12 protein-coding genes are annotated in these 14,759 nt (G+C 54.2%); 11 read left to right on the forward strand and 1 reads right to left on the reverse strand.

What is annotated here, in order from left to right; translation table 11 throughout:
- Positions 1-5: 5 nt before the first annotated feature.
- Complete coding sequence (gene mfd / locus R3F50_16070; protein MEZ5491811.1) at positions 6-3,482, reverse strand: transcription-repair coupling factor; 3,477 nt, start codon at positions 3,480-3,482, stop codon at positions 6-8.
- 200 nt (positions 3,483-3,682) lie between these two features.
- On the opposite strand from mfd, the gene R3F50_16075 reads away from it, so the two are divergent.
- The 11 genes from R3F50_16075 (at position 3,683) to R3F50_16125 (ending at position 14,711) form a co-directional block, all read left to right on the forward strand.
- A complete protein-coding gene (locus tag R3F50_16075) occupies positions 3,683-5,146 on the forward strand; it encodes a glyceraldehyde-3-phosphate dehydrogenase (protein MEZ5491812.1) in 1,464 nt (487 codons plus the stop codon).
- A gap of 258 nt (positions 5,147-5,404) precedes the next feature.
- Positions 5,405-6,757: a Na(+)-translocating NADH-quinone reductase subunit A gene (locus R3F50_16080; protein ID MEZ5491813.1), complete on the forward strand. Its 1,353-nt coding sequence runs from the start codon at positions 5,405-5,407 to the stop codon at positions 6,755-6,757.
- 89 nt (positions 6,758-6,846) lie between these two features.
- Positions 6,847-8,106 carry an NADH:ubiquinone reductase (Na(+)-transporting) subunit B gene (locus R3F50_16085; protein MEZ5491814.1) on the forward strand — a complete coding sequence of 420 codons (1,260 nt, stop codon included), beginning with the start codon at positions 6,847-6,849 and terminating at the stop codon, positions 8,104-8,106.
- Positions 8,090-8,878, forward strand: a complete 789-nt coding sequence (locus R3F50_16090; GenBank protein ID MEZ5491815.1) for a Na(+)-translocating NADH-quinone reductase subunit C — start codon at positions 8,090-8,092, stop codon at positions 8,876-8,878. Before R3F50_16085 ends, R3F50_16090 begins: the two co-directional genes overlap by 17 nt.
- 67 nt (positions 8,879-8,945) lie before the next feature.
- Positions 8,946-9,608, forward strand: coding sequence for an NADH:ubiquinone reductase (Na(+)-transporting) subunit D (locus tag R3F50_16095; GenBank protein MEZ5491816.1), 663 nt, complete (start codon positions 8,946-8,948; stop codon positions 9,606-9,608).
- Complete coding sequence (gene nqrE / locus R3F50_16100; GenBank protein ID MEZ5491817.1) at positions 9,605-10,216, forward strand: NADH:ubiquinone reductase (Na(+)-transporting) subunit E; 612 nt, start codon at positions 9,605-9,607, stop codon at positions 10,214-10,216. Before R3F50_16095 ends, nqrE begins: the two co-directional genes overlap by 4 nt.
- 17 nt (positions 10,217-10,233) lie before the next feature.
- Positions 10,234-11,460 (forward strand): NADH:ubiquinone reductase (Na(+)-transporting) subunit F, encoded by a 1,227-nt coding sequence (nqrF, locus tag R3F50_16105; protein ID MEZ5491818.1) that lies wholly within the window; start codon positions 10,234-10,236, stop codon positions 11,458-11,460.
- A complete protein-coding gene (locus R3F50_16110) occupies positions 11,457-12,509 on the forward strand; it encodes an FAD:protein FMN transferase (protein MEZ5491819.1) in 1,053 nt (350 codons plus the stop codon). Before nqrF ends, R3F50_16110 begins: the two co-directional genes overlap by 4 nt.
- Before the next feature lie 4 nt (positions 12,510-12,513).
- Entirely contained in the window at positions 12,514-12,708 is a 195-nt protein-coding gene (nqrM, locus tag R3F50_16115; GenBank protein MEZ5491820.1) for a (Na+)-NQR maturation NqrM, read from the forward strand.
- A 43-nt stretch (positions 12,709-12,751) separates the two neighbouring features.
- On the forward strand, positions 12,752-14,137 hold the full coding sequence (gene sthA / locus R3F50_16120) for a Si-specific NAD(P)(+) transhydrogenase (GenBank protein MEZ5491821.1): 1,386 nt from the start codon (positions 12,752-12,754) through the stop codon (positions 14,135-14,137).
- A gap of 103 nt (positions 14,138-14,240) precedes the next feature.
- The gene (locus R3F50_16125; protein ID MEZ5491822.1) at positions 14,241-14,711 is read left to right on the forward strand and encodes a CBS domain-containing protein; all 471 of its coding nucleotides are present in this window, start codon (positions 14,241-14,243) and stop codon (positions 14,709-14,711) included.
- Positions 14,712-14,759: the final 48 nt, after the last annotated feature.

Raw genomic sequence — 14,759 nt, forward strand, 5'->3', positions numbered from 1 at the left:
GTGATTCAGGCCGCCGGCTGGTCGGAAACCCGGAAGCGACCCAGAATGGCAGCAATGAAGTCCAGTCGCTGCGCAGCATTGTCCGGGGCCTCGTGAGAAAACAGCAGCTGGTTGGCTGAACCCAGTTTATAGTGTTGTGGATCCTGTTGCACCATCTCCACTATTGATAAGGGGTCAACATTGGTCGTGGAGGAGAATTCTATCCGGCCGCTGCTGACATTGGCATCAATTTTACTGATCCCTAATGGCAGGGCCTGCAGTTTCAGGTGCGTAAGCCGGAACAGCAATCTGACTTCGTTTGGCAGCGGGCCGAACCGATCTATCATTTCTTCCTGCAATCCGGTGAGCTCGTCGGCCGTATCGGCGGCGGAGATCCGCTTGTAAATCACCAGGCGATTATGCACATCCGGCAGGTAATGCTCCGGGATCAGAGCCGGAATGCGCAAATTGATTTCGATGGCCTTCTCTGCCTTGTAATCCAGTGCCGGAGTTTTACCGGCCCGCAGGGATTCAACAGCGTCCTCGAGCATCTCCAGATAGAGACTGAATCCGATTTTCTGCATGTGCCCGCTCTGCTCTTCACCGAGGAATTCCCCGGCTCCACGAATTTCCAGATCATGGCTGGCCAGGGTGAAGCCTGCCCCCAGAGCGCTGGCGGCCCGGATGGCGTCAATCCGCTTGTGCGCGTCATCACTCATCTTGCCCTGGTGCGGAGTCAGTAAATAGGCATAGGCCTGGTGATGGGAGCGGCCAACCCGCCCACGCAGCTGATGCAGTTGCGCCAGGCCGAATTTATCAGCCCGGTGAATGATGATGGTGTTGGCGCTGGGTATATCGATTCCCGTTTCGATGATCGTTGAACAGAGAAGCAGGTTGAACCGTTTGTGATAAAAGTCACCCATGACTTTTTCCAGTTCCCGTTCGGGCATCTGTCCATGGGCGATGGCGATCCTGGCCTGGGGCACGATTTCCCGCAACCGGGCAGCGGCCTGTTCAATGGTCTTTACTTCGTTGTGCAGATAAAAGACCTGACCACCCCGGAGGAGCTCCCGCAGCACTGCTTCCTTGATCAGGCTGTCCTGCTCTTCCCTGATGAAGGTCTTTACTGACAGCCTTTTGGCCGGGGGCGTAACGATCAGTGACAGATCCCGGACCCCGGACAAGGCCAGGTTCAATGTGCGGGGAATAGGTGTGGCGGTGAGGGTCAGGACATCCACATTGGCGCGCATGGCCTTCAATTTTTCCTTCTGTCTGACTCCGAACCGATGTTCTTCATCGATGATTAACAGGCCCAGGTCATGGTACCTGATCCCGTTGTTCAGCAGTTTGTGGGTTCCGATCAGCACGTCTGTCTTGCCATTGGCCAGTTTATCCAGGCTCTGCTGTTGCTCCTGAGAGGACTTGAAGCGGGAAATGACGTCCACACTGATCGGCCAGTCCGCGAACCGATCCTGGAAACTGCTGAAATGCTGTTGGGCCAGCAGGGTTGTGGGTACCAGGATTGCCACCTGCTTGTGATTCTGGGCAGCTATGAAGGCAGCGCGCATAGCGACTTCGGTCTTGCCGAACCCGACGTCTCCGCAGACCAGTCGGTCCATGGCGCGCTCGGAACTCATATCGGTGATTACCGCGGAAATGGCGTTAGCCTGATCTTCGGTTTCTTCAAAAGGAAAACTGTCGGCAAACTGCTCCAGGCTGATGTCCCCGGTGTCATAGACAAAGCCTTTTCTGGCTTCCCTGCGGGCGTAGATCTCCAGCAGTTCTGCAGCAACATCACGGATTTTTTCGGCCGCCTTGCGTCTGGCCTTTTTCCAGGCGTCGGTGCCCAACCTGTTGAGGGGAGCCAACTCCGGGTCCGCGCCGGAATAGCGGCTTATAAGGTGCAGAGAGGATACCGGTACATAGAGCTTGCTGTTGCCGGCGTATTCCAGCAGCAGGAACTCAGTCACCTGCTCATCGATAGTCAGCGTCGTCAGACCACGGTAACGGCCGACGCCATTCTCCACATGAACTACCGCGTCACCCTCGCGCAGTTCGGTGAGGCTCTTGATAGCGAATTCAGTGTTGTCCTGAACCTTGCCGCGGCGTCTGCGCTGGGCGATCTTGCCACCGAAAAGCTGTGCCTCACTGATCAGTACCGTGTCGGTGTCCGGCAACCAGAGCCCGCGATCCAGGGGGGCGACACAGAGGTAGACGCCCGGTGGCGACTGCCGGAATTGCTGCCACGATTCCATGGGCTCGGGGCGAAGTTCAATGGTGCGGAACAGCTCCGTCAGGGTCTCACGGCGCCCGGCCGACTCGGCGCAAAGCAAAACCCGGCTGTCGCCGTGAGAGCTGAGAAAATCGTGCAGATTGGCCAGAGGTGACTGCATTTTTGCATTGATGGCAAGATCGGGAAGTCCATTGACTGTGAAAGCCTTCGTCGCCCGGCGGCCTGAATCCCCGGCAATAATTTCCACGGTGGGAAAGGTGTTGAGTTGCCCGAAGACATCGCTGGCGGAAAGAAACACCTCGCCGGGGTCCAGTATCGGACGGTATCTGTCGATCTGCCGGTCGGTGTGCCGTGTCTTGATCTCATGCCAGAATGACTCTCCGGCGCTATCCAGCCTGCCAATTCGAACGACCCGGGTCTGCTCGGGTAAAAAATCCACCAGGCTGGATAGCTGGTCAAAAAACAGCGCGAGGTAGTATTCCAGACCGGGTGAAGCGATGCCGTCGCTGACATCCTGGTAAAGTGGACAGTTGCGTATATCCACATCAAAGCGTTCCCGGAAACTATTGCGAAAGCGCAGAATTCCAGCTTCGTTCAGAGGAAACTCTTTACCGGGTAACAGGCGGATCTCTTCGACCTGCCCCAGCGAGCGTTGGGTTTCAGGATCGAAGGGGCGTAAGGTTTCTATTTCATCGCCCAGCAGATCGACCCGGAAAGGCAGATCACTTCCCATGGGGAAGATGTCCATGATCGAACCGCGTACTGCAAACTCACCGTGCTCATAGACAGCCTCGACACTCTGGTAGCCGGCCTTCAGCAAGGTGATGCGCATGGTGTCGATGTCAAACTGCTGGCCGCATGTCAGCATAAGACTGTTGGACGTAACGTAGCTGCGGGGGGGCAGGCGATGCATCAGGCTGCTGAAAGAGACAACCAGAATTCCCCTCTTCAGGGTTGGTAACCTGTACAGGGTGTTGAGGCGGTCGGATGTTATATCCTGGTGCGCGGAAAAGTTGTCATAAGGGAGGGTTTCCCAGTCGGGGAATGACAGCACAGGGGTCTGATCGGCGCCGTAGAAAAACCCCAGCTCGCGGCGCAACTGTTCTGCCTGTTCATTGTTTTCGGTCACCACCAGCAGCGGAGCAGGGCTGTGCCGGGCGGCTTCACTGATGGCAAGACTGGTCGCCAGGCCTGGCAGATTGGCCCAGCGCACAACAGGCGTTTCATCATCGGGCAGTGGCGGATTAAGTAATTCGACGAATGGCTTCACTGGTCTGTTTTGATCGTATCGGAGAAAGGCAGTGATTGTACCGTAATTCGCCAGGGAGCGAGTTCTCCCCATGGATATATTGCGCTGTATCACATTGAGAGGCTAAGGTGCGTTCTGTCGGGGTGTTCGTGTTGCACCCGGGATGCAATCAAAAGATAATAACCGGGAATAAAAAAACCCCTTATTTTATAGGTGCTCTAGTGGAAAGACCCAGTGTAGAAGACTATTTTGCTGACTGGAAACAGCGTGAGGCGCTGGTCCAGGAAATGATTCCCGTGATCGGGCGACTTTACAGCCAGCGAGATGTCGGCGTGTTTATTTACGGCAGGCCGATTCATAATCGATCGGTGACTTTTATTATGAAGTCTCATCGTTATGTGCGTCAGGTGGAAAAGAACGAGATGTCGGAATTCGAATCCCACCCGGTACTCCTGGCGCTGGCCAAGCTGGATTTGTGGCATGCGCAGATCGATCTTGGCAAGCTGACCGTCAAATATATGGAGCAGCTGCAGGCAAAGGGTGAAGAGGCGCTGGATGTTGACAGTTTTGTCACGCAGGAACTGGCGTACCTTGACGGCAACAAGAAGCTGCCGGTTGAGAAAAGCCAGGATGTGGTGTTGTATGGGTTCGGGCGCATTGGGCGGCTGATGGCCAGGCTGCTGGTGGAACGCACCAGCACCGGCGAAACAATGCGCCTGAAGGCTGTCGTAGTGAGGCCCGGCGAGGAAGGCGACCTGGATAAGCGAGCCGGGTTGTTCACCAACGATTCCGTGCACGGTGCGTTCCAGGGCACTCTGCGTGTCGACCACAAGAATAATTGCCTGATCGCCAACGGTAACCCCATCAAGGTTATTTATGCCAACAACCCTGACGAGATCGACTACACCCAGTACGGTATTTCCGACGCCCTGGTGGTAGATAATACCGGCAAGTGGCGGGACCGGGAGGGTCTGTCCCTGCATCTCAAGGCGAAAGGTGTTGCCAAGGTGATGCTGACCGCACCAGGAAAAGGGGATCTGAAGAATATCGTTTATGGCATCAACCATAATGAGATTACGCCGGAAGATCAGATTATTACCGCGGCATCCTGTACAACGAACGCGATCGCACCGGTGTTGAAAGTGATACAGGACAAGTACGGGATTGTCCATGGGCACGTTGAGACGGTCCATGCCTACACCAACGACCAGAATCTGATTGACAACTACCACAAGGGCACGCGCCGCGGGCGCAGCGCGGCGCTGAACATGGTGCTCACCGAAACAGGCGCCGCCAAGGCCGTGGTCAAGGTAGTGCCCGAGCTGACCGGCAAGTTGACAGGTAATGCTGTCCGGGTTCCCATCCCGAACGTGTCGATGGCGATTCTGATGCTCACCCTGGAGAAAGAGACAACCCGGGAAGAGCTGAACGATTTTCTACGCCAGATTGCCCTGCATTCCGATTTGCAAATGCAGATCAGTTACACCAACAACCCGGATGCGGTTTCCAGCGATTTTGTGGGTTCCAGAGAAGCTTCCATCGTCGACTCCTGCGCTACCATTGTCGATGGCAAGAGCTGTGTTCTGTATCTCTGGTACGACAACGAATTTGGTTATTGCTGTCAGGTCGCCCGGTGCGTTTACCGCATGGCTGGCGTCACCTACCAGGTTTATCCTCCCAGTTGAACCGAGTGGGCTTGTGGTGGTAAGGAATTGCCACCAGAAGCCCGTCCCGCCTGACTTTTTATACGGAAACGCCCTAGTATTTTTGCCTCTGGGCCACTATAATTCCTGCCGTTCGTAGGTTGAGTGTGCTCTACATCCCGAGGCTCCTTGTTTTGATTCTGAAAACGACTGTTGTGAGGTCTTTACCATCATGGCAGCGTCGTTCTTGTGAGTGTGTTGCGGGAAATCTTGTAAGTCATCAGTTCTCAGGCTTGATTCATGATCAAAATTAAGCGCGGCCTTGATTTGCCTGTTTCCGGGGCACCGCGGCAGGAAATCGGCGATTCTCACAGTGTCCGGTCAGTGGCGATTGTGGGCAGGGACTATGTTGGCATGAAGCCGACCATGGAAGTTCAGGTTGGAGACCGGGTAAAACTGGGTCAATTGCTGTTCACCGACAAGAAAACGCCCGGCGTGCGATATACGTCGCCAGGTGCCGGGACGGTGTCCGCCATCAATCGTGGCGAGCGACGTGTACTGCAGTCGGTAGTGATCGATCTGGATGGGAGCGAGGAAGTCGGATTCAGGCAATTTTCTGATCGGGAGCTGGAGACGCTGCCGGTTCAGGATATCGTCGATGCCCTGGTTGAATCCGGTGTCTGGACGGCGCTGCGTTCCCGGCCTTACAGCAAGGTGCCGGATCCTTCCCGTCGTCCGCGATCACTGTTTATCAACGCCATGGATACTAACCCTCTGGCAGCCGATCCCGGAGTTGCGCTGAAAGAGGCCGGCGACGATTTTGCCCGGGGAGTCAAGGCCCTGGCGCGCTTGCCGGAAAACAGGCTGTATCTTTGCAAGAGCCCCGGTGCCGTACCCGGAATTACACGGGAAGCCTACCCGGGTAATGTCCAGGTGGAAGAATTTTCCGGCCCTCATCCGGCAGGTCTCAGTGGCACACATATTCATTTCCTGGATCCTGCGGGTCTTTCCCGCCAGAGCTGGACCATCAACTACCAGGACGTCATAGCCATCGGCAGGCAGTTGGCCAGCGGCCGGTTGTCGGTGGAGCGGATTGTGTCCCTGGCCGGGCCTCAGGTGGAAGAGCCACGGCTGATCAGAACACGGCTGGGCGCCAATCTCGAGGAAATGACTATTGGCGAGTTATTATCGGGCGAAAACCGGGTGATCTCGGGTTCGGTGCTCAGTGGCCGTCATGGGCGCGGCGCCGAGGCTTTTCTGGGTCGCTATCATCTGCAGGTTTCGGTCCTGCGCGAAGGCAGGGAACGAGAACTGTTCGGTTATCTGTCCGCCGGAGTGAACCGTCATTCCGTGATGGGCATATACCTTTCCAGGCTGATGAAAAGCATGACCATTGATTACACCACCACGACATACGGAAGTGAGAGGGCCATGGTGCCGGTGGGCAACTATGAGAAGGTGATGCCGCTGGACATTTTACCGACCCAGTTGCTCAGGTCTCTGATTGTCGGCGACATTGAAACAGCACAGAACCTTGGCGCCCTGGAGCTTGATGAAGAAGACCTGGCGCTGTGCAGTTATGTCTGCGCCGGTAAATACGACTACGGTCCGATACTGCGAAATAATCTGAATACGATTGAAAAAGAGAGCTGATTGACGACAGATTCTGGTCGTTGATCTGCTATGCCGGTTTTACAGGCTCCATAACGGGCCAGCATTGGGGAAAGGTAACAACCACAGCCATGGGATTGCGAAGAATTCTGGATGACGTATCGCCGCAATTTGAGAAGGGCGGCAGATACGAGAAATACTTTCCGCTGTTTGAGGCTGTGGACACCATCTTCTACTCACCCAGTAAGGTGACGGTGTCAGAGCCTCATATCCGGGACGGCATTGATCTCAAACGAATCATGATCACGGTCTGGTTCGCCGCCTTTCCGGCCATGTTCTACGGCATGTACAACATCGGCTTTCAGGCTAACCATGCGATTGCCGATGCCTGGTGGATCAGCAGCGTGAGCGGCTGGCGAGGCTGGGCCATTGAATTCCTGGCCGGTGGTTACGACCCCGGCAGCATCTGGGACTGCTTCGTGCACGGGGCCGTTTACTACGTGCCCATTTACTTCGTCGTCTTCGCCGTAGGGGGCTTCTGGGAAGTCCTGTTCGCGATTATTCGCCGTCACGAAATTAACGAGGGTTTTTTCGTCACCTCGATCCTGTTTGCCTTGATATTGCCACCGGCAATCCCCTTATGGCAGGCGGCACTGGGTATTTCATTCGGTATTGTCATTGGCAAGGAAGTGTTTGGTGGCACCGGCAAGAATTTTCTGAATCCGGCACTGACGGGGCGGGCCTTTCTGTTTTTCGCTTACGCGCCACAGATATCCGGCAATTCGGTGTGGACTGCCATAGCACCCATAGACGGTACTTCAGGCGCTTCCAGTGATGGTTTCAGTGGTGCCACGGCACTCAGCCAGATAGCGACTGATGGATTGCCCGCAGTGGCAGCGGCTACCGGTGAGGAGCTGACCTGGATGGCGGCATTCCTGGGGCAGATGCAGGGTTCGATCGGAGAGACATCGACACTGGCGATTTTACTGGGTGGCGTTATTCTGCTGGTAACCCGGATTGCATCCTGGCGCATCATCACCGGCATGTTTCTGGGGATGGTCGTTTTCAGCTATTTCCTCAACTTCATCGGTTCCGACACCAATCCAATGATGGCACTGCCCTGGTACTGGCACCTGGTGGTCGGCAGTTTTGCCTTTGGCATGATATTCATGGCGACCGACCCGGTGTCGGCGTCGATGACCGATGTTGGGAAGTGGATTTACGGCGCCTTTATCGGCGTGCTGACGGTGTTGATCCGGGTATTGAATCCGGCTTACCCGGAGGGCGTGATGCTGGCAATTCTGTTCGCCAACCTTTTTGCGCCGCTGATCGACTACTGTGTAGTCAAGGCCAACATCAAGAGGAGACAGTTACGTGGCATCCTCGAATGACACTATCAAGCGAACCCTGATTGTCGCTTTATCCCTGTGTGTGGTGTGTTCTATCCTGGTTTCAGGCGCCGCAGTGTTGTTAAAGCCGGCACAGGATGCCAATAAGATTCTTGATCGCAACAAAAACATCCTCAGCGCCGCCGGGTTGTTTGATCCCGGAATGCATTCTGATGACGATGTGGACGAGCTGTTCGCACAGTTCACGCCGCGTATCGTTGACCTGGAGAGCGGCCGGTTTCTCACCGGGGAGGAAGTCGGGGCGCTGGGTATCGACATGTCTACCTATGACCCGCGTCGTGAAGTGAACAATCCCCGATACTCGCGGGCGCTCTCTGCGGATGAGGATATTGCCAATATCAAACGGCAATTGCTTTATCCGATGGTCTACGTGGTGGGGTCCGGTGACGACGTGGAGCAGATTGTGCTACCGATCAATGGCTACGGCTTGTGGGGGATTCTCTACGGTTTTCTCGCGCTGGAAGGAGACGCCAATACAGTCCAGGGGATCGGGTTTTACGAACTCAAGGAGACCCCGGGATTGGGTGCGGAAGTCACAAACCCCAACTGGCGGGGGCAGTGGCAGGGCAAGAAAATTTTTGGCACGCAGGGTGAGGTGGCTCTTCGTGTAGTGCGCGGTTCCGGAAGTGGTGAGAGCCAGATTTCCGGCCTGGCGGGCGCGACCCTGACCAGTCGTGGTGTAGAAGACCTGATTCAGTTCTGGATGGGTGAAAACGGATTCGGACCGTTTCTCGAAACACTGCGTAACTCCTGACGTCGCTGTTCGAAGCAGGCAAACTGATCAAGCAACAACACACAGCTAGCGGATAAAGACTTTTACCATGTCAGAAGCAAGCCAAGTACTAACCAAACCTATTTTTGAGAACAATCCGATTGCCCTGCAGGTCCTGGGGGTCTGCTCGGCGCTGGCCGTCACCACCAGTCTGAAGGTGACGCTGGTAATGTGCCTGGCGCTCACCTCGGTTACGGCATTCTCCAACCTGTTTATCTCGATGATTCGCCATCAGATGCCAAGCAGCATCCGAATCATTATCCAGATGACAATCATTGCCTCGCTGGTAATTCTGGTCGATCAGTTTCTCCAGGCTTACGCGTTTGAAATCAGTAAGAGCCTGAGCGTCTTTGTTGGTCTGATCATCACCAACTGCATTGTGATGGGGCGAGCGGAGGCGTTTGCAATGAAAAACCCGCCGCTGATCAGTTTCATGGACGGGGTGGGCAACGGACTTGGCTACAGCGTCGTGCTGATTACCGTGGGCAGCCTGAGAGAAATTTTCGGGTCCGGAACTCTGCTGGGATTTGAAATTCTTCCTACGGTTTCCAATGGCGGCTGGTATCAACCCAATGGACTTATGCTGCTGGCGCCCAGCGCGTTCTTCATCATCGGATTCTTTATCTGGGGACTGCGCAGTCGACGCAAGGAACAGGTCGAGCACCGGGAGTACCGGCTGTCACCACATAACATCGGGGAGAGTGCGTTCTGATGGAAGGGTTGCTTAATATCGTAGTCCAGGCCATTTTCATCGAAAATATGGCGCTGCAATTGTTTCTCGGGATGTGCACCTTTCTGGCCGTCTCGAAGAAGATTGAAACGGCGCTTGGACTGGGTATTGCCGTGGTGGTGGTACAGACGATTACCATCCCGGTTAATAACCTGATTTTCAATTACCTGTTGCGAGAAGGTGCGCTGTCATGGCTGGGGCTGCCGGAGGTATCGCTCCAGTTTCTGGGTTACCTGTGCTACATCGGCGTCATTGCCGCCATGGTGCAGATTCTGGAGATGTTTCTCGACAAGTTCGTGCCGGCACTCTACAACGCGCTGGGGATTTTTCTGCCGCTGATCACGGTCAATTGCGCAATTCTCGGTGGCAGTCTGCTGATGGTGGAGCGGGACTATACGTTTGCCCAGAGCGTGGCCTTCGGCTTCGGGTCCGGCTTTGGCTGGGGGTTGGCTATTGTCGCCCTGGCAGGTATTCGGGAAAAACTGAAATACAGCGATGTCCCCGAAGGGCTTCGGGGGCTGGGTATTACTTTCATCACCGTGGGTCTCATGTCCCTGGGATTCATGTCTCTTAGTGGCATATCACTGTAGCGAGTCATTTTTGCATGATGGATTTAACGACAATTATTGGCGGTGTAGTCATGTTCACCGTGGTGGTCATGATGCTGGTCGTGGTAATCCTGGCTGCCAGAGCCAAACTGGTCAGTACCGGCGATGTAAAAATTGAAATCAACGGGGATCCAGACAAGACCCTGACTGTGCCTGCCGGCGGAAAACTGCTCAACACGCTGGCCGACGCCGGGATTTTCCTGTCTTCCGCCTGTGGTGGCGGGGGGACCTGCGCCCAGTGCAAGTGCCAGGTGTTGGAGGGCGGTGGCTCAATGCTGCCCACCGAGGCGGGGCATTTTACTCGCGGCCAGGCCAAGGAAGATTGGCGTTTATCCTGCCAGGTCGCCGTCAAGCAGGATATGAAGATAGAGATAGCGCCAGAATTCTTCGGCGTAAAGCAATGGGAGTGCGAGGTCGTCTCGAATCATAACGTGGCGACTTTTATCAAAGAACTGGTACTCAAGATACCCGAGGGAGAAAGTGTGGATTTTCGTGCCGGGGGTTACGTGCAGTTGGAGGCACCTCCCCACGAAGTGCGTTACAGTGACTTCATTATAGAAGAAGAATATCGGGGAGACTGGGAGAAATTCGGCCTCTTCAATCTGGTGTCTAAGGTCAACGACACGACTATCCGGGCTTATTCCATGGCCAATTACCCGGAAGAAGAAGGAATTATCAAGTTCAATATCCGTATAGCAACGCCACCACCGGGCACAAACCTGCCGCCAGGAAAAATGTCTTCCTATGTGTTCGGTCTTAAGCCCGGGGATAAAATCAGGGTGTTCGGCCCGTTTGGCGAATTTTTTGCCAAGGAGACTGAGGCCGAAATGATCTTCATTGGTGGTGGCGCCGGTATGGCGCCGATGCGGTCACATATTTTCGATCAGTTTAAGCGCCTGCATACCAACCGAAAGGTTTCATTCTGGTATGGTGCGAGAAGCCTGAGAGAAATGTTCTACCAGGAGGATTATGATGAAATCGCCCGGGAGAATGACAATTTCGAGTGGCATGTAGCGCTATCGGATCCGCAGCCGGAAGATAACTGGGAGGGGCCGACAGGTTTTATCCATAATGTGGTGTACGAGAACTATCTGAAGGACCACCCGGCGCCGGAAGATTGCGAGTACTACATGTGTGGTCCGCCTATGATGAACGCGGCAGTCATCAAGATGCTGAAGGATCTGGGTGTCGAAGACGAGAATATTTCACTAGACGAGTTCTCATGATCAGTTATCTGCGTCGATACAGCTTATCGATTGTACTGGTCAGTGCCTTTGTGTTGTTTTACCTGCTGACAAGCAGGGACAACGAAGAAATATTGCAGCTGACCGGCTACACCATGGGCACCACCTATCGGTTGCAGATCGTAGAAGTGCCAGGTTCGCTGGCCACCACCCAGATTCAGGAGACGATCGGGGAGTTATTGACCCGTCTCGATCGGCAGGTATTTTCCACTTACGCTGAACAATCTGAACTTTCCCGCTTCAACCGGGCTCCCGTCGGCCAACCCAGGCGGGTTTCCAGGGAGCTGCTGGAAGTGGCCATTCTGGCCCGGGACATCAGTGTCATGACGGATGGCGCGTTCGATGTAACGGTGGGCCCGCTGGTTAATTTATGGGGATTCGGCCCTGATAACAGCCTGGAAAGAGTCCCCGCCGCCCAGCAGATAGAAGCGGCCCGCGCCCAGGTTGGTTACCAGTATCTGCAAATAGACCCGGAGCAATCGGCCCTGATCCGAGCGGCTGATATCTATGTGGATCTGAGCGGTATAGCCAAGGGTTATGTGGTTGATCAGGTGGCTGCCTATCTTGATTCTATCGGTATCGGCAGCTACTTCCTGGAAATTGGCGGGGAGTTGAAGATAAAAGGGCTGAAGCCTGGCGGAGCCCATTGGGTACCCGCGGTGGAGCGGCCGGAAGATACGGCACCACAAGTCTATGAAATCCTGAATTCCCAGGGTGAAGAGCTGGCCCTGGCAGGCTCGGGGGATTATCGTAACTATTTTGAGATTGACGGAATTCATTACTCACACGAGATTGATCCCCGCAGTGGCAGGCCAGTAACTCACAATCTTGCCGCGGTTTACGTGATAGACAGCGACACAGCCAGGGCAGATGCTCTGGCGACCGCTTTTATGGTCCTGGGGTATGAGGCGGGCTTGGAGCTGGCGACAAGCCACGACCTGGCGGTTTATTTTATTACCAGGGCAGAGCAGGACTTTGAGGCGCATTACACACAATCCTTTGCCCGCTTCATTCAGGCTCAGGGGGAGTAATCAGATGGCCACAGTGATTTTAAGTTTTTTACTGATCAGTCTCGCTGTTGCGGGCCTGTCCGTGGGGGTGATTATGGGTCGTAAACCCCTGCAGGGTAGTTGCGGTGGATTGAATAATTTCGGTGAGGCTGGCGCCTGTGAACTCTGTGGTGGCAAGCCGGAGAAATGCGTGGAACTAGAGCGGGTGGGTAGTCGGTGATATCAACCTGGGCACACTCACAGAGGAAACCGATCTTCAGCATATGACGGCTAATCACTTTGACATTATTGTTATTGGTGCCGGACCGGCTGGAGAAGCCGCGGCGATGAATGCCAGGAAAAAGGGCAGGAACGTTGCTGTCGTCTGTGATCTGCCACAGGTTGGTGGCAATTGCACTCACCTGGGGACAATACCATCAAAAGCACTTCGTCATGGCGTCAAGCAGATTCTGCAGTTCAATAACAGTCCGATGTTTCGGGACTTTACCGAGATTCACAAGATCACCTTTCCACAGTTGGTAAAGCACACTGAAAAGGTGATTTATGAACAAGTTAAAATGCGCACAGGCTTTTACGAGCGCAATTTCATACCGGTTTTCAAAGGTGTCGCCAGTTTTCAGGATGCCAACACGATAAAGCTTGGCAATCGAGGTCAGATTCTTACCGCCGATTATTTTATTATCGCGACGGGTGCACGACCTTATCATCCGCCTGAGGTGGATTTTTCCCACCCACTCGTGTTTGACAGCGACACCATTCTGCAGCTGGGGCATTCCCCTCGCAAGGTCACAGTCATAGGTGCGGGAGTTATTGGTTGTGAGTACGCATCAATCTTCGGTGGACTGGGCACCAAGGTGGAAATTATCAACCCGGCAGACACGTTGCTGTCCTTTCTGGATTACGAAATTTCGGATGCGTTGAGCTATCATCTGCGAAATGTCGGGGTTAGAAGTCGTCACAATGAGCAGTTTGAGAAGATGGAATATCATGACGATCATCTGGTCACCTATCTGCAGTCAGGTAAGAAGATAAAGAGCGATATTGTCTTCTGGGCCAACGGTCGCACAGGCAATACTGACAGGTTGGGACTTGAGAAGGTCGGCATTACCGCTAACTCACGCGGCCAGATTGAGGTAGACAGAACTTATCGCACCGTGGTGAAGAATATTTACGCCGCCGGCGATGTGGTTGGCTGGCCTTCACTGGCCAGCTCTGCTTATGATCAGGGAAGATCGGCCTGCAATGCCATTGTCGATCCCGACAAGTGCCACTTTATCGACGAAGTGGCAACCGGAATTTATACCATCCCGGAGATCAGCACCCTGGGTAAGACTGAGCGGCAGTTGACCAGGGAAAAAATCCCTTACGAGGTGGGCAAGGCCTTTTTTAAGAATACCGCCAGGGGGCAGATCACTGGTGAGGAAGTGGGCATGCTGAAGCTGATCTTCCATTTTGATACGCTGGAAATCCTCGGCATACATTGCTTCGGAGATCAGGCCTCCGAGATAATCCATATCGGCCAGGCAATTATGCGGCAGCCAGGCGCTGCCAATTCCATGCACTATTTTCTCAATACCACCTTCAACTATCCCACCATGGCGGAAGCCTACCGTATCGCTGCGCTTGACGGTCTCAATCGCGTTTTCTGATTCGCGCTGCAATTGTATTGGACATCTGGTCTTCCCGGCAGGTATTGCTATATAGTAATCAGGCCAGTGGAATTAAGTCTGGGAATGACCGGGAGGAACAATAATGAAAAGAACGGCCAAGGACATTCTGGAAGAAAAAGGTGGTCATATGGTCACCATCAGTTCCGACGCAAGCGTCTATCAGGCCTTGACCCTGATGACTCAGAATAGAGTCGGATCTGTGGTGGTCACGGATGACGATAAGATTGTCGGTATCTATACTGAGCGGGATCTGATGTTTCATGTACTCGAGGAAGGTTTTGATGCCAGGACTGCCCGAATCAAGGATCACATGAGTGAAAACCTGATCTCGGCCAATGTTTCAGATCAGGCCCTGGAACTCTATGATAAATTTCTGGGACGCCGGATTCGTCATCTGCTTATCGAGGAACGTGGAGACTATATAGGGCTGCTTTCTGTGGGTGACGTTATGAAAGCCAACCTCCAGCAGAAGATGGAGGAACTGGAGGAGCTGAATCACATGGTGAGCCTGGAATATTACGAGAACTGGAAGGAAATCCAGGCCGAAAAATAGTGGTTCCAGGTTTCCTGCTGGTCATTTTCAGCGGAGTCCTTTGTCGAG

This window comes from Gammaproteobacteria bacterium, from assembly GCA_041395725.1.
Taxonomy (GTDB): Bacteria; Pseudomonadota; Gammaproteobacteria; order Pseudomonadales; family Pseudohongiellaceae; genus NORP240.

Coding starts and splice junctions, on each gene's coding strand:
- R3F50_16110 (MEZ5491819.1), top strand. CDS start 11,457: ATGATCAGTTATCTGCGTCGATACAGCTTATCGATTGTACTGGTCAGT.
- R3F50_16095 (MEZ5491816.1), top strand. CDS start 8,946: ATGTCAGAAGCAAGCCAAGTACTAACCAAACCTATTTTTGAGAACAAT.
- R3F50_16085 (MEZ5491814.1), top strand. CDS start 6,847: ATGGGATTGCGAAGAATTCTGGATGACGTATCGCCGCAATTTGAGAAG.
- R3F50_16080 (MEZ5491813.1), top strand. CDS start 5,405: ATGATCAAAATTAAGCGCGGCCTTGATTTGCCTGTTTCCGGGGCACCG.
- sthA (MEZ5491821.1), top strand. CDS start 12,752: ATGACGGCTAATCACTTTGACATTATTGTTATTGGTGCCGGACCGGCT.
- nqrM (MEZ5491820.1), top strand. CDS start 12,514: ATGGCCACAGTGATTTTAAGTTTTTTACTGATCAGTCTCGCTGTTGCG.
- R3F50_16125 (MEZ5491822.1), top strand. CDS start 14,241: ATGAAAAGAACGGCCAAGGACATTCTGGAAGAAAAAGGTGGTCATATG.
- nqrF (MEZ5491818.1), top strand. CDS start 10,234: ATGGATTTAACGACAATTATTGGCGGTGTAGTCATGTTCACCGTGGTG.